This is a genomic window from Allorhizobium paknamense (assembly GCF_030815125.1).
Lineage (GTDB): Bacteria > Pseudomonadota > Alphaproteobacteria > Rhizobiales > Rhizobiaceae > Allorhizobium > Allorhizobium paknamense.
In genome coordinates this window covers 41,169-60,961 of the sequence record NZ_JAUSWH010000002.1, presented here as the reverse complement: position 1 = coordinate 60,961, position 19,793 = coordinate 41,169, and the positions used below count along the sequence as shown (strand labels likewise).

The window sequence follows — 19,793 nt, the reverse complement described above, 5'->3', positions numbered from 1 at the left end:
GTTCATGATACCTTTCCATGTCCAGATTTTCAGGTGTGATTTGCCCTTCTGCCGTTCTCTCGCAAGCTATGCCCTGGCCTGCCTTACCTTTGCCAGTCCGCTCACCGCGCTGGCCGAAGAGCCGCAGGCAAGCGCGAAACACCCGCAACTGCTGCTGATCTCCTTCGATGGCGCGGCGGATAACCGGCTCTGGGAAAAGAGCCGCGACATTGCCAAAAGGTCGAAGGCGCATTTCACCTATTTCCTCTCCTGCACCATGCTGATGGCGCGCGGCCCGGCCTCGAAGGCCTATCAGGGCCCGCATCAGGCGGCGGGAAAATCCAATGTCGGCTTTGCCCCGACCGAGGCGGATGTCGCCGCACGGCTTTTGAATATCTGGGCGGCACATCTGGAAGGGCATGATATTGCCAGCCATGCCTGCGGCCATTTCGACGGCAAGGACTGGTCGAAGGGCGATTGGCTCCAGGAATTTTCCACCTTCCGGGCGGTAATGAAAAATGCCTGGAAGGAAAACGGGGTTGGCGACAAGGAGCCCGACGGCTGGGCAGATTTTGCCGAAAAGGGGCCGCCCGGCTTCCGCGCGCCCTATCTTTCCGCCAGCGAGACCCTGCCCCAGGCGGAGAAGGAGGCCGGCCTGATCTATGATGCAAGCCTCGTCACCAAGGGGCCGCAGCAGCCGGAAAAGGATGGGGCGCTGACCCGCTTCGGCCTGCCGCTGATCCCGGAAGGCCCGCAAAACCGCAGGGTCATCGGCATGGATTACAACCTCTTCGTCCGCCATTCGGCAGGTTTCGATAACCCTTCCAAATCCGCGGACTACGAGGAACGCACCTATCAGGCCTTCAAGACCGCCTTCGAGGCGGAATATAATGGCCCGCGAAACCCGGTGCAGTTCGGCTTTCATTTCGTGGAAATGAATGCCGGCGCCTATTGGCGCGCCATGGAGCGCCTGGTGACGGATGTGTGCCTGCGCGAGGATGTGGCCTGCGTGAGCTATTCGCAAGCGGTGGAGATGTTGAAGAAACAGGATGCCGGAAAAAGCTGAGGCGGGTCACCCCGCCTCAGCGTCATGTGTCTGTTATACCAAGGCTCGAAGATGCTAACGCATCCTCGCCTTGAAGAAATTTCGAATATCTCAATTGCGTCAGAGGCTTGAGATATTCGAAAAAGGAATACGAAGAGTCATTTTCAATGACTCTTCGTATTACGGCTTGTCCGCCGCGATTTCCCCGTCATGCTCTTCCCGCGCCAGATAACGTTGGTCGATTTCCGGGAGAGGCTGATCGTCAATGGCGGCCTCGAAGGCCTTCAGGCGCTTGTGGATGGAAAGCAGTTCGATAATCGTGGTCCAGGAATTCACCAGGTATTGGAAGGAGTTACTGACCTGTCCAAAGGCCGTGGCGATCTGCTGATAGATACCATAGGTAATCTTGCCAGCAACGATCGTTGGAACCAGCATGGTCAGCAGAAACACGGCATCTGCCTGAATGTAGAAATAGCGGGCGACGTTGAAATAAAGGTAATGGAAATAGAGCCGGAAGTAGTTGATCCGCACGTTGCGAAACAGCTCCTTTACAGTGGTTGGCTGGGCACGGTCAGCGTGATCCTCCCCATAGACAAGCTCCTTGCGATAGGCAGCCTCGACACGCTGGTTGCGAAAATTCAATCCCGGCAGCTTGATACCAACCACTGCAAGCAAGACTGTGCCGAAAGCAGACCAGAAAATCGCAAGCCAGAACAGCGCATGCGGCACTTCGCCAATGACTGGCAATTCCGAGACATAGCTGGACAGTGAGAAAAGAATGGGCAGGAAGACGATCAGCGTCATCACTGAATTGATGAGCGTAATGCCCAGCCCCTCGAGCGTGGAGGAAAATCGCATCGTATCTTCCTGAACGCGCTGCGAAGCCCCCTCGATGTGACGCAGTTTTTCCCATTTGGACATGTAGAAATTGTTCATCGCCGTGCGCCAACGGAAGATGTAATGGCTCGTGAAAAAGTCCGTGAGAATTGAAACGGCCATACTCAGGAAAGCAATCTTCGCGAAGATAATCTGGAGGCTATAGAAGTCCCAGACCGTAATGCCAGGCTTTTGCGATAGGGCATTCTGCAGCAGATCCCCGAAAGGCCGGCGAAAATTATTGATGACCACGGAGACCTGCACACCGAAATAGGTGACGGCGATGATCAGCATGGACCCCCAGATAGACCAGACCTTCCACTCATGATCACGGGCAGCGATGTGCCATACGCACCCGAAGGCCCCAAGGCAGAAAACAAAGTATCCGTAGAACCACAGATTTTCCGGCATGAGGAAATAACTGAGGTCATAGGGTTCCGGCCCTCCGCTGGAAAAGCCGAGGCGTGCGCCTATACCTTCCACCAGAAGATACCACGCAAAGACGGCAACGAAGGCCCAGACAATCGCCGACGTGAAAAACAGCTTGGGCTTTGGGAAGAAAGAATGAAACACGGGCGTTTCCCATGAGATGAGGCCAACAGGTGAGTCGGCAAACTAGGGTAGTTGCCGCGGTGCGGCAATGGCGCTCACAAGACCTTGGAGCGCTTTTCGAGCTGATGAAATCAGGTCGGCGCTTCAAGGTGTAATTGTTCAAGCATGATCTTATCGATCCTCGTTTCACTCCGGTCGGATCAGGCTCTCACGAATTGTCATCGCTGGCCCTGCCCTTACCCTGTCTTTCTCCACAGGCTTGCGGCCAGAATGAGGCTGACCAGCAGGACCGCGCCCGCCACGAGGCTGGGCAGCGCGAAACTGCCGCTGAGGGCAGCAAGCCAGCCTGCCACCAGTGGCCCAACCGTTTGTCCGACGCCGAAACCCGCCGTCATGAAGGAGAGCGCCTTGCGCGGGCTTTGCGGCGCAAGGCTTCTGGAAAGGCGCAGGCCATAGGCGGTGATGGTCATGAAGGTAAAGCCGAGAAGGGCTGCACCCGTGAGCGGCGCTGCCATGCCGGGCAGGCCGACCGAGGCAAAGACACCCAGCGCCTCCAGAAGCAGGGCAAGGCTGTAGGCGCCCGCAAGCCCCAGTTGGCCCAGAACCGGACGCCAGACAAAGAGCGATGCAGCCGCCATCAGGCCCGCCAGAAACCAGGCCAGAAATTCCGCCACAGGTCCGGCATTGGCCATGCGCGCCATGGTGACGACAAAGGTGGCGGTGATGACATAGCCGAAGCCAAAAAGGCTATAGGACGCAAAGAGCAGCAGGAAGGGCCGGCTCCAGACGAGCGGCGGCTCTCTTTCACTGCGCGCCTCGTTTTTACGCACCCCGGGCAGAAGCAGGCTGACGGCCAGAAAAACGGCAAATGTCAGCGCCGCACCGGCCAGCCAATCCAGCCGCCAACCGGCAAGACCAGCGTTTCCGTGCCATTGCGACAGGGCAAAGACCAGAAGGGACGAAGACGCAATTCCAAGGCCAACCCCGCCGAAATGCGTGGATTGCGCATGTTCACTTCCGTGAGCGCTGGCATGCGCCAGCACGATGGAACTGGTAAAAATCATGGCGAAAGCGCTGGCCACACCGGACAGAAAGCGGATGAGCATGAACAGGCCCACATGCTCCGTCAGCGCCATCGCGGCCAGCAGCAGGCTGGTTGCCAGAAGCGACGAGAGGGACAGCAGCCTTTCACGTCCCGCCGCCCAGCCCTGCCCCGCCACAAGCGCTCCGGTCAGATAGCCCAGGAAATTGGCAGCAGCGATCAGACCGGCATCGGCAGGGGACAGATGAAGATCCGTCATCATGCCGGGCAGGATTGGCGTGAAGGAAAAACGGCCAAAGCCCATGGCCGCGGCCATGGCCAGCGCCCCGGCAAAGGCCGTGAAAGACAGATTGACAGGCCGGTAGGATGCGATGGTCATGACCGGCTTATGGCACCGCCAGACTGGCCGAACAAACCAAAAATAATGATCGCAGCCTTCAATACTTTCCCCGTCTCTCACAGTTTTTCAAGCAGAAAGGCCTCCAGCGCGTGCTTGCCGATTTGAATCCTGTCGCCGATGCTGTAGGCAGGCCCCCAACGTTTTTGAGGGAAGGTCGCAACGGGCCATTCCCGGAACATTACTCAAGGAGTGCACCATGACCGACGTCAGCGTCGCCCAGGCCATCGACAACATCTACGCCTCGATCAACAACAACAATGAAGAGATCGACCTGCACATCGCCGCCCTGAAGGCGGCCATGGCGCGGGAAGGCGTGAAGGAAGCCGTATTTGAAACGGCAAAGCTTGCCCAGCCAAACCGTCAGGGCCGCAAGATGATGCAGGCCTATTTCAAGAAAAAGGGCGTGGCCGTCGGCTTTACTGGCTAGAGCAAGTCCGGTAAACACGGGTTCACCGGACTTGCTCTCAGCTTTTGTTTTTACGCATTTCCGGACGGAAAACCGCAACTACACTTTTCCTGGAAATGCTCTAAAGCCGCCGCCCGGCAAAACCTTCAATCCGCCAGCGTCAGAATGATTGGGCCGTTTTTGGTGGCCACCACCGTGTGTTCGAATTGCACGGTGGGCGCCTGCGGATCGCTGTAGAGCGTCCAGGGGTCGTCGCCATCCTCGGCCCACTCCCCGCCCAGGGACAGGAAGGGCTCGATGGTAAAGACCTGCCCCTCTTCCATGATGCGGGTTTCCTCCGGATCGGGCCAGGTGGAAAGCTCCTTCGGCTCCTCATGCAGCGAACGGCCAATGCCGTGGCTGGCGAGATTGCCGATCAGCGTATAGCGGTTCTTCAGGGCAAACGCGCCAATCACCGTACCGATGCGGGAAAAAGGCGTGCCGGTCTTCACCTGGTTGATGCCGAGAAACAGCGCCCGCTTGCCATCGCGCAGCAGTTTTTCCACCTTCGGCTTGCCCGGCGGCACGATGAAGGATGCGCCGGTATCGCCAAAGAAACCCGCCTTTTCAGCCGAGACATCGATATTGACGAGATCGCCTGCCGCAATCACCCGGTCACCCGGAATGCCGTGGGCCACTTCCTCATTGACGCTGATGCAGGTGGCGCCGGGAAACTGATAGCAGAGCTCCGGCGCCGATTGCGCGCCGTGCTCTTCCAGCACCTTGCGGCCAATGGCATCCAGTTCCCGCGTGGTGATGCCGGGCTCCAGAGCCCCTCCCATGGTTTTCACCGCCAGCGCGCAAATTCTCCCGACATCCCTGAGGGCCTGAAGGTCTTCGTCGCTGGAAATGATCATGGCAATGTCTTTCGTCAGTGGGAGAGCGCCTGTTGATCAGGCAATTCCGATCGGCGCTCTACCTTATTATTTTTAAAGCATAATCTTATCGATCCCCGTTTTACCCCGGTCGGACTATGCTGTTATGGCGGACTTACGCCGCCACCCCCTCCGGCGTCAACGCCTTGCGCACCAGCGGCGCGACTTTCGTGCCGTAAATCTCGATACCCCGCATAATATCTTTGTGAGGCATGGGGCCGATTGCCATTTGCAGCAGAAAACGGTCGTTCCGGAAGATCTTGTGATGGGCAATGATCTTCTCCGCCACCATCTCGGCATCGCCCACGAACAGCGCCCCGTGCGGGCCGCGCATCGCGTCATAATGGGCGCGGTTGGTCGGGGGCCAGCCGCGCTCGCGGCCCAGCCGGTCCATCACTTCCGCCTGCGGGGCGTAAAAGATGTCGGCAGCACTTTCCACCGTGTCGTGAATGAAGCCGTGGACATTGATCGAGGTCTTCAGGCTGGCCGGATCATTGCCCGCCTTGGCCGCGCTCTGGCGATAGAGATCAAAGAAGGGTGCGAACCGGCGCGGCTCGCCGCCGATGATGGCAACCGCCAGCGGCAGGCCGAGATAGCCGGCCCGCGCCACCGATTGCGGCGTGCCACCCACCGCGATCCACAGCGGCAGCGGGTCCTGCAGCGGGCGCGGATAGACGCCGCGACCCTTGATGGGCTTGCGGGTCTCCCCCTCCCAGTTCACCACCTCGTTCTCGCGGATATCCATGAGCAATTGCAGCTTCTCGGCAAAGAGAAGATCATAATCATCAAGCTCATAGCCGAAGAGCGGAAAGCTTTCGATGAAGGAGCCGCGCCCCGCCATGATCTCCACCCGGCCATTGGAAAGCAGATCGACCGTTGCATATTGCTGGAAGACCCGGACCGGATCGTCGGAGCTGAGCACCGAGACGGCGCTGGTCAGGCGAATGTTTTTCGTCTGCACAGCCGCTGCCGCCAGAATGGTGGCCGGCGATGAGGCCATGTAATCGGGCCTGTGATGCTCGCCAAGGCCGAACACGTCGAGCCCCACCTCATCCGCCAGCCTGATTTCGGCGAGCAGTTCATCGACGCGGCGCTTTGCCTCCTGCCCCTTGTTGGCGGCATTGGGATCGACATCGGCAAATGTATAAAGCCCGAGTTCCATGGCTTGTCCTTCCTGCCCCGGCAAAACGGCCATGGGGCATAATGGTTGCATGCCCCTCACATCAGACCAAGGCTCGAAGATACTTAAGCCTCCTCGCCTTGCCAGAATTTCGAATACCTCAAATGCTTCAAAGGCTTGAGATATTCGAAAAGGGAATGTCAGGGGTCATTTTCAATGTCCCCTGATATAAGCTAGGGTTGAAAAAGTACAAAGCACTGAGCGAAAACACAGTGTTCAGTGCTTGAATCACTTTATGAAGAAAAGTGAATTTTCCCAAACTTTATAGGGTATTGGCGGCAAAACCGGACTCAATTTCGCAATCCCTTCACTCAACTTTCTGCATCCATCCCTCAAGAATGCGTCAGCGTGCGCTTCACCGCCTCGCGCCAGCCGCGCAGCTTCTGCGTTCGGGTTGCCTCATCCATGGCGGGGGTGAAGCGCTCGTCCCGCGCCCAGGCCTTGGCGAAATCATCGCATCCGGGCCAGAGTCCTGCCCGGCTGGCGGCCAGAAAGGCTGCGCCCAGCGCCGTGGTCTCGATAATGGCCGGACGGTCCACCGGCGCGTCGAGAATGTCGGACAGGCGCTGCATCGTCCAGTCGGAGGCCGACATGCCGCCATCCACCCTCAGCACCATGGCCTGATCGCCCGCTTCGCGGCCATCCTTGGCCCAGTCCTTCTGCATGGCGTCCAGAAGGTCGCGGGTCTGGTAGCACACGGCCTCAAGCGCGGCGCGGGCAAATTCGGCGGGGCCGGTATTGCGCGTCATGCCGAAGATTGCGCCACGCGCTTCCGGGTCCCACCAGGGCGCACCCATGCCGGTAAAGGCAGGCACGAGATAGACCTGCTGGTTGGGATCGGCTTCCGCCGCCAGCCTGCCGGTCTCAGCGGCATCGCCGATGACCTTGATGCCGTCGCGCAGCCATTGAACGGCGGCCCCGGCCACGAAGATCGAGCCTTCCAGCGCATAGGTCACCTTGCCGTCCAGCCGGTAGGCCACCGTCGTCAGCAGCCGGTTTTTCGAGCGCACCATGTCTTCGCCGGTATTGATCAGCGCGAAACAGCCGGTGCCATAGGTGGATTTGACCATGCCGGGCTCAAAACAGGCCTGACCGATGGTGGCCGCCTGCTGGTCGCCCGCCACGCCGAGAATCGGCACTTCCGCCCCGAAGCTTTCGGTGGTGGTGACGCCGAAATCGGCGGCGCAGTCCTTCACCTCCGGCAGGAGGCTTGCCGGAATGTTGAGGAGCTTCAAAAGATCGCCGTCCCAGTCCTGTGTGGCGATGTTGAAGATCAGCGTGCGCGAGGCATTGGTGGCATCGGTGACAAAGCTTTTGCCGCCGGTGAGGCGGAAGATCAGGAAGCTATCGATGGTGCCGAAGCAAAGCTCGCCCTTTTCCGCCCGTGCCCGCGCGCCCTCCACATGATACAGCAACCAGGCAAGCTTGGTGCCGGAAAAATAGGGATCGAGCAGCAGGCCGGTCTTTTCGGTAAAGGTCTTTTCCAGCCCGTCGGCCTTCAGCTTTTCGCACGTCGAGGCGGTGCGCCGGTCCTGCCAGACAATGGCGTTGTGAATGGGCTTGCCGGTGGCGCGATTCCACACCACCACGGTCTCTCGCTGGTTGGTGATGCCGATGGCGGCGATATCGGCTGCGGTGATGCGAGCACGGGCCAGCGCATCGTGAATGGAATGGGTCACACTTGCCCAGATAGCCTCGGGATCATGCTCCACCCAGCCGGATTTCGGGAAAATCTGCGGAAATTCCTGCTGTCCGACGCCGACAATGCGCATGGACCGGTCAAAGACGATGGCGCGGCTCGACGTCGTTCCCTGGTCGATGGCCAGCACAAATCCACCCATGATATTCCTCCCAGAATATTCGTTTTAATTTCGTTTTTCGATCATACGAAACCCAAGGATTTTGTCAAAAGCTCGCTGTGAAGATAAGCGAAGATATTGCATGCCTGTTTGTTAAAAAGCTGAATTGCACCGCAACAGAGTTGCGCATAGCATCTTTCTCATCATTTCAGGGAGTGGATTATGAAGAGAAGCGTCGTCGTGACCGGTTCCACCAGCGGCATCGGGCTTGGCATTGCCACGGCCTTTGCGGAGGCCGGTGACAACATCGTCATCAACGGCTTTGGCGAGGCATCCGCCATCGAGGCGGCGGTCAAGGGCCTGGAAGCCAAGGGCGTGCAAGTGCTCTACCACAAGGCCGACATGACGAAACCGCAGGACATCGCCGACCTGATCGCTACCGCCGTGAAAACCTTCGGCGGCGTGGATGTGCTGGTGAACAATGCCGGTGTGCAGCATGTGGCGCCGGTGGAGGAGTTTCCCATCGAAAAATGGGACCAGATCATCGCCATCAATCTCTCCAGCGCCTTTCACACCATGCGCGCCGCCATTCCGGCGATGAAGGAAAAGAAGGCGGGCCGCATTATCAACATCGCCTCGGCGCATGGGCTGGTGGCCTCGCCTTTTAAATCCGCCTATGTCGCGGCAAAGCATGGTATTCTGGGGCTGACGAAATCGGCAGCCCTTGAGCTTGCGGAATTCGGCGTGACCGTCAACGCCATCTGCCCCGGCTATGTGCTGACCCCGCTGGTGGAAAAGCAGATTCCCGACACGGCCAAGGCGCGCGGCATTTCCGAAGAGCAGGTGAAGACCGATGTGATGCTGCGCCTGCAGGCCACCAAGGAATTCGTGAGCATCGAGGATGTGGCCGCCACCGCGCTTTATCTGGCCAGCGATGCGGCAAAGCAGATCACCGGCACATCCATCAGCATTGATGGCGGCTGGACGGCGCAATAAGCTTACGAATCGGACTTTGCTTTTAAAGGGCCCCTATGACAGACCGCATCCGCTTTCTGCTGAATGATGAAGAGGTGGCGCTAACACGCGCCGACCCCACCGGCACGCTCCTGGATTATCTGCGGCTTGCCCGCCGCCTGACCGGCTCCAAGGAAGGCTGCGCGGAAGGCGATTGCGGGGCCTGTACCGTGCTGGTCGGGCGGCTCGTCAAGGGCCGCCTTGTCTATGAAAGCGTCAATGCCTGCATCCGCTTCATCGGCTCGCTCAACGCCACCCATGTGGTGACGGTGGAGCATCTGGCGGCCAGGGATGGCACGCTGCACCCGGTGCAGCAGGCCATGGTAGACTGTCATGGCTCGCAATGCGGTTTCTGCACCCCCGGCTTCGTGATGTCGCTCTACGGACTGTGGCTGACCCACGACGATCCCAGCCGCGCCGAGATCGAGCGCGCCCTGCAAGGCAATCTCTGTCGCTGCACGGGTTATGAGCCGATCGTCAAGGCGGCGGAACAGGCGGCAAAAACGCGACCTTCCGCCCTGTTCGACCCGATCTTGCGGGAACGCGCCGCGGTGACGGCAAAGCTTGAAGCGATGCAGACCAAGGACACCATTGTTGTTGAGGGTAATGGCCGCAGCCTGATCGTACCGAACAGCGTTGAGGCGCTCGCCAATGTGCTGGCCGCGCATGAAAAGGCGGTGATCGTGGCTGGCGCCACCGATGTCGGCCTCTGGGTCACCAAACAAATGCGGGTGCTGGACCCGGTGGTGTTCATCAACCATCTGGAAGCGTTGCAGGAGATGACGGTCAGCGAAACCGGCATCACCATCGGCGCAGGCGTCAGCTACGCCACGGCGTTGACGGCGTTGCGCAAGGAGATCCCCGCTTTTGCGCGGTTGATCGAGCGCATTGGCGGCCAGCAGGTGCGCCATATGGGCACGATTGGCGGCAATATCGCCAATGGCTCGCCGATTGGCGACACGCCTCCGGCGCTGATTGCGCTGAACGCAACGCTCACCCTGCGCTCTGCCGCTGGCCGCCGCGAGATGCCGCTGGAAGCCTATTTCCTCGAATACGGCAAGCAGGATCGCCAGCCGGGAGAATTCGTGGAAGCAATCCACGTACCGCACCCGAAGGCCGAGAGCCATTTCGCCATCTACAAGATTTCCAAGCGCCGGGATGAGGATATTTCCGCCCTTTGCGGCGCCTTTCATCTGGAACTGGATGCGGCAAACACCGTCACCCATATCCGCATCGCCTTTGGCGGTATGGCGGGCACGCCAAAACGGGCACAGGCAGTGGAAGCAGCCCTTGCCGGAAAGCCATGGACAAGCGACAGCATCGAAACGGCCCGCGCCGCTTTCGACCGCGACTACCAGCCGCTGACCGACTGGCGCGCCACGGCGGAGTACCGGCAACTGACGGCGAAAAACCTGCTGACCCGCTTCTTCCTCGAAACATCCGGCACCCGCCAGGAATTGCAGCGATTTGAGGAGGCTTGAGACCAGACCCATGGATAAGCCGACTTACGAAACCAATGCCTATATCAAAGGCCCGATGCACCAGTCGCTCCGGCACGACTCCGCCCACAAGCATGTGTCAGGCACGGCGGAATATATTGACGATATTCCAGAACCCGCCGGCCTTCTGCATGGCGGGCTCGGTCTTGCCGACCGGGCGCATGCGGAAATCGTCTCCATCGATCTTTCCGCCGTCGAAGCCTATCCCGGCGTGGTGGCGGTACTGACGGCCAAGGATATTCCCGGCGTCAACGATGTCTCCTCCGGTGGCCGTCATGACGAGCCGCTGATTGCCCATGACAGGGTGGAATTTCACGGCCAGACGCTCTTTGCCGTGATTGCCGAAACCCGCGATGCCGCCCGCAAGGCGGCGCGCCTGGCCAAGGTGGACTATCGCGACCTGCCCTTCTGGACCGATATTGACGGCGCGCTTGAAAACGGCGCACCGCTCGTGACCCCCGGCATGGTGCTGAAGCGCGGCGAGCCGGAAACGGAACTCGACAAGGCTCCGCACCGGCTGAAAAGCAGCATGCGCATCGGCGGGCAGGAGCATTTCTATCTGGAAAGCCATATTGCGCTGGCCATTCCCGGTGAGGATGACGATGTCACCGTCTGGTCCTCTACTCAGCACCCCTCGGAAATCCAGCATATTGTCGGCCATGTGCTGAATATCCCCTCCCACGCCATTACCGTGAATGTGCGGCGCATGGGCGGCGGCTTCGGCGGCAAGGAAACCCAGGGCAACCAGTTTGCCGCCCTTGCAGCGCTTGCCGCCAAGAAGCTGAACCGCGCCGTGAAATTCCGCCCGGACCGCGACGAGGACATGTCGATCACCGGCAAGCGGCATGATTTCAAGATGGATTTCGATGTGGCCTTTGACGATGACGGCCGCATCCACGCCATCGAGGCCAATTATGCCGCCCGCTGCGGCTATTCCTCCGACCTCTCCGGCCCGGTGACGGACCGGGCACTGTTTCACGCCGATTCCAGCTATTTCTACCCGCATGTGAAGCTGACTTCGCAGCCGCTGAAAACCCATACCGTCTCCAACACCGCCTATCGCGGCTTTGGCGGGCCGCAGGGCATGCTGGGCGCGGAACGGGTGATCGAGGAAATCGCCTATGCGCTGGGCAAGGACCCGCTGGAGGTGCGCAAGGCCAATTTCTATGGCGAGAAGGGCTCGGGCCGCGATCTCACCCCCTATCACCAGCAGGTGGAGGACAATGTCATTGCCCGCGTGGTGGCGGAGCTTGAGGCCTCGTCGGATTATCAGGCGCGGCGGAGCGCGATCATCGATTTCAACCGCACGAGCCCCGTCATCAAAAAGGGCATTGCGCTGACGCCGGTGAAGTTCGGGATTTCCTTCACCATGACCGCCTATAATCAGGCGGGCGCGCTGGTGCATGTCTATCAGGATGGCTCCATTCACCTCAACCACGGCGGCACGGAAATGGGCCAGGGCCTTTACACCAAGGTCGCCCAGGTGATTGCCGATGGCTTCCAGGTGGATATCGACAAGGTGAAGATCACCGCCACCACCACCGGCAAAGTGCCCAACACCTCCGCCACCGCCGCCTCTTCCGGTTCCGACCTGAACGGGATGGCCGCCTACGATGCCGTGCGGCAGATCAAGGAGCGGCTCATCGCTTTCGCTGCCGAAAAATGGGGCGTATCCCCGGCCGACGTCGTGTTTTTGCCCAACCGGGTGCGGGTGGGCGCAGAAGAAATCCCCTTCCCGGATTTCATCAGGGAAGCCTATCTTGCCCGCGTGCAGCTTTCCGCCGCGGGTTTCTACAAGACGCCGAAGATCCACTGGGACCGGGCTTCCGGTCGTGGCACGCCCTTCTATTATTTCGCCTATGGCGCATCCTGCTCGGAAGTCTCCATCGATACGCTGACCGGCGAATATCTGATGGAGCGCACCGATATTCTGCACGATGTGGGCCACTCGCTGAACCCGGCCATCGATATCGGCCAGATCGAAGGCGGCTTCGTGCAGGGCATGGGCTGGCTGACCACGGAGGAATTGTGGTGGGATGGCAAGGGGCGGCTGCGCACCCACGCGCCCTCAACCTACAAGATCCCCCTCGCCTCCGACCGCCCGAAGATCTTCAACGTGCAACTGGCGGAATGGTCGCAAAACTCAGAACCCACCATTGGCCGCTCCAAGGCGGTGGGCGAGCCGCCCTTCATGCTGGCCATCTCCGTGCTGGAGGCTCTCTCCATGGCGGTGGCCAGCGTTGCCGATTACCGCCTCTGCCCCCGCCTCGACGCCCCCGCCACCCCGGAACGGGTGCTGATGGCCGTGGAAAGGCTGAAGGCGGGAGTGTGATGGGGCGCATCCTCATCACCATCACCGAAGCCAAAGGGTCTACGCCGCGGGAGGCCGGGGCCTTTATGGTGGTGGATAACGTGAGCGTAGAAGGCACCATCGGTGGCGGGCAATTGGAGTGGATGGCCATTGAGAAGGCCCGCTACCTGCTGGTGAGCGGCGAAGACCATGCCGAAATGGATGTGCCGCTGGGACCGGAAATCGGCCAGTGCTGCGGCGGACGGGTGCGGCTTGCGCTGGAGCGGCTGACACCGGAGCGCCAGGCTTCACTTGAGGCACGGCTGGCGGCGGAAGCGGCGGCCAATCCTGCCGTCTTCATTTTCGGAGCAGGCCATGTCGGGCTGGCGCTGGCGCTGGCGCTTTCGCCCCTGCCGCTTCGCATCCGGCTGATCGACAGCCGCAACGAGCCGGACCCGATTTTGCCGCCGGGCATTGCTTTTTGCCGCACAGCCCTGCCGGAAGCGGAGATTGCCGCTCTTCCCGCCGGCGGTGCGGCGGTGATCGTGACACATGATCATGCGCAGGATTTTCTGATTGGCCGCGCCGCCCTTGCCCGAGAGGATCTCGCCTATATTGGCATGATTGGCTCGGCCACCAAGCGGGCGCGCTTTGCAAGCTGGCTGCGGGAGGAAGACCGCGACACCGTGGATCTTGACCGGCTGATCCTGCCGATTGGCGCCAGCGCCGTCCGCGACAAACGCCCGGCGGTGATTGCAGCACTGGTGGCGGCGGAGCTTTTACAACGCCTCCTCAGGTGAGCCTGGGGCAGGCTCGCTATCCTATTGGCGATGGGAGACATTCAGACAGGCAGGGTTCAGCATGGCAGATCATTCCGTTCTTGCAGCGCAACGGCAGAAGCTCGCCCCGATTTATGCAGCGGCGCGGCAGGCCTTGACGCTGGGACTGGACCGGCTTCAGCCCGAACAGCGAGCGCAGGCGCAGCAGATGATCACCGTGGCTCACAAGGCCTCCGCCAGCCTTGCGGATGTGGCGATTGCCCTTCACGACCATCAGACCGCCTGCGAGCTGCTGGATCAGGCGCTGAGCCTTGAGGCAACGCCTGCGCTCTTGGCCCGCAAGGGGCAGGTTCTGGCGGCCTCAGGCCAATGGAGCGAAGCGGCCCGCCATTTTCGGGCAGCGATTGAAAGCGGGCATGACGATCTTGCCACACGTCTCGCCTTTGCCCGCGCGCTCAAACGCTTGGGACAGGCTGCGGAGGCTGACAGGGCCTATCACGCCGTGCTGGCGCTTGCGCCAGACCATCTCGAAGCCCTCAACGAAACCACCTTCCGGGCGCTGATGGAGGGAGAATTCGAGGCCGCTCTTGAATTTGCCCGCCGCGCCACAGAGGCCGCAGCGTCGGATTTTACCGCCTGGTTCTATCTCGGCCAGACCTTGCAGGGTCTGGGCCGGACGGAAGAGGCGAAGGCTGCCTATGACCGTGCCCTGGAGATCGATCCCGACAACAGCGATGTCTTCCTGCTCTCCGGCATGCTGCAGAAATACCAGCCAGGCGAGCCGCGCATTGCCACCATGCAGGCGCTTTACGAAAGGCTTGCGGATGCACCCGCGCGGCAATTGAAGCTCGGCTTTGCACTCTTCAAGGCGCTGGATGAAACGAAGCAGCATGAGGCGGCCTTCCCTTATCTGGCGCAGGCAAACACCCTGCGCCGCCTCGAATTTCCGGCCTACCGGCTGGAGGATGATCTTGCGCTGATCAAGGCGATGCGCGCGCTGTTTACGCCGGAGCTTGTGGCCAGCCATTGCGGGCTTTCGCCGAGACAGGAAGCGCCGGTTTTCATCACCGGCCTGCCGCGCTCCGGCACCAGCCTGACCGAGCAGATCCTGGCGAGCCATCCGGACATCTACGGCGCAGGCGAGCTGGAAAGCCTGAGCCATGTGATCGCCCGGTTTTTCCCGGAGTGCTTCCAGGATAAGGGCGAACCGGACCGCAGCGCACCGCGCGGCCCCGCCAATCTCCGGGCAGACATGCTGAGCGCTGCGGGCGAAGCCTATCTTGCACCGCTGCGGGCCAAGGCCGATGGCAGGCGCATTGCCGACAAGATGCCGATCAACCTGCTCTGGGTGGGTTTCATCCGGCTGATCTTTCCGAAGGCGAAGATCGTCATCACCCGGCGCGATGCGCTGGCCAATGGCTTTGCGATCTATTCCACCTACTTCCCCAGCCAGGGCACGGTCTATGGTTACGATCTGGCGGATACCGCGCGCTATATCGTGGCCGAGCGGCAGCTTGGCGATCAGTGGCAGCGCCTGTTTCCCGATGACGTGCTGATCTTTTCCTATGAAGACCTGACGGAAAACCAGGAGGCCGAAACGCGGCGCCTGCTGGATTTCTGCGGCCTGCCCTTCGACCGGCGCTGCCTTGACTTCCACCTTTCAGACCGGCCGGTGAAGACCCTGAGCAGCGCTCAGGTGCGCCAGGGCATGTATAGCGGTCGTGACCGCAAGACGCAGCATTACCGCCAGCACCTCGGCCCGATGATCGAAATCCTCGCCGAAGCAGGGCTGACGGAAACAGGCTGAAACGCCCATTTTTCAGCCACGCACAAAATAATACCGCCGGATGGGCGATCCCACTTTTCTTGACGTCAAGAATTCTGCAATGTGAGCCTAAAGCATTTCGGGGAAAAGCGCCGTCGCGGTTTTCCGTCCGGAAATGCGGAGAAACAAAAAGTAAGAGCGCCACTCTGATTCCATCAGATCGAAAAGCGCTCCGAGAAAGATGCGGGAACAAGGAACCTGTCATGTATGAATTCGCCATAGCCTGGGAATGGGTTGCCTTTGCGGTGCGCTGGCTGCACGTCATCACGGCGGTCGCGTGGATCGGCTCTTCCTTCTATTTCATCGCGCTGGATCTGGGGCTGGTGAAGCGTCCCGGCCTGCCGGTGGGGGCCTATGGCGAGGAATGGCAGGTGCATGGCGGCGGCTTCTACCATATCCAGAAATATCTGGTGGCGCCCGCCTCCATGCCGGAGCATCTGACCTGGTTCAAATGGGAGAGCTATTTCACCTGGCTTTCCGGCTTTGCCATGATGTGCGTGGTCTATTACGGCGGCGCCGATCTCTTCCTGATCGACCGGCATGTGCTGCCGCTGGAGCCGTGGCAGGCCATTCTCATCTCCATCGTTTCGCTCTCCATCGGCTGGATCTGTTACGATCTCCTGTGCAAATCCCCCATCGGCAACAATACCTGGGGGCTGATGATCCTGCTTTACTGCGTGCTGGTCGCTATGGCCTGGGGCTATACGCAGGTGTTCACCGGCCGCGCCGCCTTCCTGCATCTCGGGGCCTTCACCGCCACCATCATGTCGGCCAATGTGTTCTTCATCATCATGCCCAACCAGCGCATCGTGGTGGCGGATCTGATCGCCGGACGCACACCGGACCCGAAATATGGCCGCATCGCCAAGCAGCGCTCGCTGCACAACAATTACCTGACGCTGCCCGTCATTTTCTTCATGCTCTCCAACCACTACCCGCTGGCCTTTGCGACAGCCTATAACTGGGTCATCGCCGCGCTGGTGTTCCTGATGGGCGTCACCATCCGCCATTGGTTCAACACGGTTCACGCCCGCAAGGGCAAGCCGATCTGGACCTGGATGGCGACCACGGTGATCTTCATCGTCATCATGTGGCTTTCCACCGTGCCGCGTCCGGAAGAAAAAACGGAAAAGGCGAGCCTCTCCCCCATTCAGGAACGTTTCATGGCGGATGCACATTTCGGTGCCGCCCGCGATGTCATCCAGGCCCGCTGCTCCATGTGCCATGCGGCAGAGCCCGTGTGGGAGGGCTTGGCCCGCCCGCCGAAGAATGTGAAGTTTGAGACGGATGCCGAGATCGCCGCCCATGCCCGCGAGATTTACTTGCAGGCAGGCCGCAGCCATGCCATGCCCCCCGGCAATGTGTCCGAGGTCACCCCGGACGAACGCCGCCTGCTGGTGGCCTGGTATGAAAGCGCCGTGAACGGGCGAAGCCAGCCCTGAAAGATAAAGATACATGACCAAAACCCTGATCCGTGGCCGCCTCCTCTCCTTCCACCGCCAACCGCAGCACATCACGGACCGGGAGAGCTATCTCTATGAAACCGATGGCGCGCTTCTCCTGGAAAACGGCGTCATCCTCGCCAGCGGCGCTTACGATAGCGTCAAGCCCGCCGGTGAGGACGTGATCGAGATCGATCACCGCCCGCATCTCATCCTGCCCGGTTTCATCGATTGTCATGTGCATTTCCCGCAAATGCAGGTGATCGGCTCCTATGCCGCCAATCTGCTGGAATGGCTGAACACCTACACCTTCCCGGAGGAGTGCCGCTTCGTGGAAACCGCGCATGCGGAACGGATCGCCACGCATTTCTTCGATGAATTCCTGCGCCAGGGCACCACGACGGCGGTGGCCTATTGCTCCGTGCACAAGACGTCTGCGGATGCTTTCTTTGCCGAAAGCGCAAGGCGCGGCACCCGCATGATCGCCGGCAAGGTGATGATGGACCGCAATGCCCCGCAGGGCCTGATCGATACCCCGCAATCGGGCTATGACGAGACGCGCGAGCTTATCGAAAGCTGGCATGGCCGCGCCCGCAATCTGGTGGCCATCACCCCGCGTTTTGCCATTACCTCCACGCCGGAGCAGATGGAAAAGGTGCAGGCGCTGGCGGCGGAATTTCCCGGCCTGCATATCCAGACCCATCTTTCGGAAAATCGCGAGGAGATCGATTTCACCGCCTCGCTCTACCCGGAAGCCGAAGACTATACCGATGTCTACGCCCGCTACGGCCTGCTCGGCAAAAAGACCCTGTTCGGCCATGCCATTCACCTCTCAGAACGCGAGGCCGATGTGCTGTCGGAAACGGGATGCGTGGCCGTGCACTGCCCCACCTCAAATCTCTTTCTCGGCTCCGGCCTCTTTCCGCTGAAGCTGATCCAGCGGCGGGAGAAGCCGGTGCGCGTGGCGCTTGCCACCGATATTGGCGGCGGCACCAGCTATTCGATGCTCCGCACGCTGGATGAGGCCTACAAGATCCAGCAATTGCTGGGGGAAAGGCTCAATCCGCTGGAAAGCTTCTGGCACATGACGCGCGGCAATGCCGAGGCTCTGTCTCTGGTGGAGAAAATCGGCACGCTGGACCCCGGCACGGAAGCCGATTTCGTGGTGCTGAACAGCAGCGCCACCCCCGCCATGGCGCTGAAGATGGAGGCGGTCAACGCCTTGCATGAGGAGCTTTTCCTGATGCAGACACTGGGCGACGACCGGGTTGTGGTGGAAACCTACGTGGCAGGCGTGGCGAGCAAGCCGCAATAGCGGCTTTTATCCTTTTCAAGGCAGCAAGCCCACAACCTTTCACACCACGCATTTCTCTGAAAGCTGACTGAAAGCTTGATGTGTTAACACTAGAGAATGTCCGATGAACAGGTGTTCATCGGACATTCTCTAAGCTCTTGTTTTTAAGCATTTCCGGACGGAAAACCGCGACTGCACTTTTCCTGGAAATGCTCTAGGTTTCAACATGCCGTGGAGGAGACGCGTGCCGAGGGGGCCCGCGCCAACGGCATGATAAAAGATGAGGAGGTTCATCCATGCCTACCACCCGCACCATTTTGCGCGCCCTGTCGCTGTCCACCATCGCCGCTGCCGGGCTGATGGCCACCACGGCCCTGTCGCAGGCTGCCGAAAAGATCACCATCATGGTCGGCGGCTATGAAAAGCAGATCTACCTGCCTGCCAAGCTGGCCGAGAGCCTGGGCTATTTCAAGGAAGAAGGCATCGAGGTCGAGCTTTTGAACGAAGCCGCCGGCGTTGATGCGGAAAACCAGCTTCTGGCTGGCGCCGTTCAGGGCGTTGTCGGTTTCTACGATCACTGCGTCGATTTGCAGGCCAAGGGCAAATTCGTTGAATCCGTCGTGCAGTTCAGCCAGGCGCCCGGCGAAGTGGAACTGGTGTCTGCCAAGAATCCCGAAATCAAGTCCTTCGCCGATTTCAAGGGCAAAACCCTCGGCGTGACCGGCCTTGGCTCTTCCACCAACTTCCTGACGCTTTACATGGCCTCCAAGGCCGGGCTGAAAGCCGGTGAGATCACCACCGTGCCGGTGGGCGCGGGCGGCACCTTCATCGCCGCCGTCCAGCAGGGCACCATCCAGGGCGGCATGACCACGGAGCCGACCATTTCCCGCATGGTGAAGACCGGCGAAGCTTCGGTTCTGGTCGATCTGCGCACGGTCGAAAAGACCCGGGAAGCGCTGGGCGGCACCTATCCGGCCGCCTCGCTCTACATGGAAACCGCCTGGGTCAATGCCCATAAGGAAGAGGTGCAGAAGCTCTCCAACGCCTTCGTCAAGACGCTGCGCTTCATCAACACCCATTCCGCTGCCGAAATTGCCGAAAAGATGCCGAAGGATTTCTACGTCGGCGACAAGGAAGGCTATATCAAGGCTCTGGACGCCGGCAAGGGCATGTTCACGCCCGATGGCGTGATGCCGGAAGACGGCCCGAAGACCGTTCTTGCCGTGCTCTCGGAATTCTCCAAAAACGTCAAGGGCAAGCAGATCGATCTGGCCAAGACCTACACGACCGAATTCGTGAAGAACGCGCCGACAAACTGAGCTAAACACCGCCGTCCCGTCAGGGCGGCGGTGCCTGCACGAGACTATCTCTGCTTTAACCCACTGAATCCACGCATTTCCGAAGGAAATGCCTGAGACCACCATTGCCTCTGCGGGCCCTTCCCGCCGAAAGGATGA

General features: G+C 60.3%; 15 protein-coding genes. 10 read left to right on the top strand and 5 right to left on the bottom strand.

Annotated features, from left to right (window positions below):
* Window positions 1-4 precede the first annotated feature (4 nt).
* Window positions 5-1,045, top strand: coding sequence for a polysaccharide deacetylase family protein (locus QO005_RS03780; RefSeq protein WP_307156655.1), 1,041 nt, complete (start codon window positions 5-7; stop codon window positions 1,043-1,045).
* Between the two features lie 159 nt (window positions 1,046-1,204).
* Here QO005_RS03780 and sbmA read toward each other — a convergent pair whose 3' ends face one another.
* Both sbmA and QO005_RS03770 read right to left on the bottom strand, forming a co-directional pair.
* Window positions 1,205-2,473, bottom strand: coding sequence for a peptide antibiotic transporter SbmA (sbmA, locus tag QO005_RS03775; RefSeq protein WP_307156654.1), 1,269 nt, complete (start codon window positions 2,471-2,473; stop codon window positions 1,205-1,207).
* A gap of 215 nt (window positions 2,474-2,688) precedes the next feature.
* Complete coding sequence (locus QO005_RS03770) at window positions 2,689-3,873, bottom strand: YbfB/YjiJ family MFS transporter (RefSeq protein ID WP_307156653.1); 1,185 nt, start codon at window positions 3,871-3,873, stop codon at window positions 2,689-2,691.
* Between the two features lie 217 nt (window positions 3,874-4,090).
* On the opposite strand from QO005_RS03770, the gene QO005_RS03765 reads away from it, so the two are divergent.
* Window positions 4,091-4,321, top strand: coding sequence for a hypothetical protein (locus QO005_RS03765; protein WP_307156652.1), 231 nt, complete (start codon window positions 4,091-4,093; stop codon window positions 4,319-4,321).
* Window positions 4,322-4,446: 125 nt separating this feature from the next.
* Here the strand turns inward: QO005_RS03765 and map are convergent, their stop codons facing one another.
* The 3 genes from map to glpK form a co-directional block, all read right to left on the bottom strand.
* Entirely contained in the window at window positions 4,447-5,196 is a 750-nt protein-coding gene (gene map / locus QO005_RS03760; protein WP_307156651.1) for a type I methionyl aminopeptidase, read from the bottom strand.
* Between the two features lie 133 nt (window positions 5,197-5,329).
* Window positions 5,330-6,376 carry an LLM class flavin-dependent oxidoreductase gene (locus QO005_RS03755; RefSeq protein ID WP_307156650.1) on the bottom strand — a complete coding sequence of 349 codons (1,047 nt, stop codon included), beginning with the start codon at window positions 6,374-6,376 and terminating at the stop codon, window positions 5,330-5,332.
* Between the two features lie 350 nt (window positions 6,377-6,726).
* The gene (glpK, locus tag QO005_RS03750) at window positions 6,727-8,235 is read right to left on the bottom strand and encodes a glycerol kinase GlpK (RefSeq protein WP_307156649.1); all 1,509 of its coding nucleotides are present in this window, start codon (window positions 8,233-8,235) and stop codon (window positions 6,727-6,729) included.
* A 180-nt stretch (window positions 8,236-8,415) separates the two neighbouring features.
* Here glpK and QO005_RS03745 point away from each other — a divergent pair, with 180 nt between their 5' ends.
* The 8 genes from QO005_RS03745 to QO005_RS03710 all read left to right on the top strand — a co-directional run bounded on the left by QO005_RS03745 (window position 8,416) and on the right by QO005_RS03710 (window position 19,655).
* Window positions 8,416-9,189 (top strand): 3-hydroxybutyrate dehydrogenase, encoded by a 774-nt coding sequence (locus QO005_RS03745; RefSeq protein WP_307156648.1) that lies wholly within the window; start codon window positions 8,416-8,418, stop codon window positions 9,187-9,189.
* Window positions 9,190-9,224: 35 nt separating this feature from the next.
* A complete protein-coding gene (gene xdhA, locus QO005_RS03740) occupies window positions 9,225-10,688 on the top strand; it encodes a xanthine dehydrogenase small subunit (RefSeq protein WP_307156647.1) in 1,464 nt (487 codons plus the stop codon).
* A gap of 10 nt (window positions 10,689-10,698) precedes the next feature.
* Window positions 10,699-13,038, top strand: a complete 2,340-nt coding sequence (gene xdhB, locus QO005_RS03735) for a xanthine dehydrogenase molybdopterin binding subunit (protein ID WP_307156646.1) — start codon at window positions 10,699-10,701, stop codon at window positions 13,036-13,038.
* Window positions 13,038-13,796, top strand: coding sequence for a xanthine dehydrogenase accessory protein XdhC (xdhC, locus tag QO005_RS03730; RefSeq protein WP_307156645.1), 759 nt, complete (start codon window positions 13,038-13,040; stop codon window positions 13,794-13,796). Before xdhB ends, xdhC begins: the two co-directional genes overlap by 1 nt.
* A gap of 61 nt (window positions 13,797-13,857) precedes the next feature.
* Window positions 13,858-15,582, top strand: coding sequence for a tetratricopeptide repeat-containing sulfotransferase family protein (locus tag QO005_RS03725; RefSeq protein WP_307156644.1), 1,725 nt, complete (start codon window positions 13,858-13,860; stop codon window positions 15,580-15,582).
* A 221-nt stretch (window positions 15,583-15,803) separates the two neighbouring features.
* Entirely contained in the window at window positions 15,804-17,042 is a 1,239-nt protein-coding gene (gene puuD / locus QO005_RS03720; RefSeq protein ID WP_307156643.1) for a urate hydroxylase PuuD, read from the top strand.
* Window positions 17,043-17,055: 13 nt separating this feature from the next.
* Window positions 17,056-18,357 carry a guanine deaminase gene (guaD, locus tag QO005_RS03715; protein WP_307156642.1) on the top strand — a complete coding sequence of 434 codons (1,302 nt, stop codon included), beginning with the start codon at window positions 17,056-17,058 and terminating at the stop codon, window positions 18,355-18,357.
* 338 nt (window positions 18,358-18,695) lie between these two features.
* On the top strand, window positions 18,696-19,655 hold the full coding sequence (locus QO005_RS03710) for an ABC transporter substrate-binding protein (RefSeq protein ID WP_370878004.1): 960 nt from the start codon (window positions 18,696-18,698) through the stop codon (window positions 19,653-19,655).
* Window positions 19,656-19,793 lie beyond the last annotated feature (138 nt).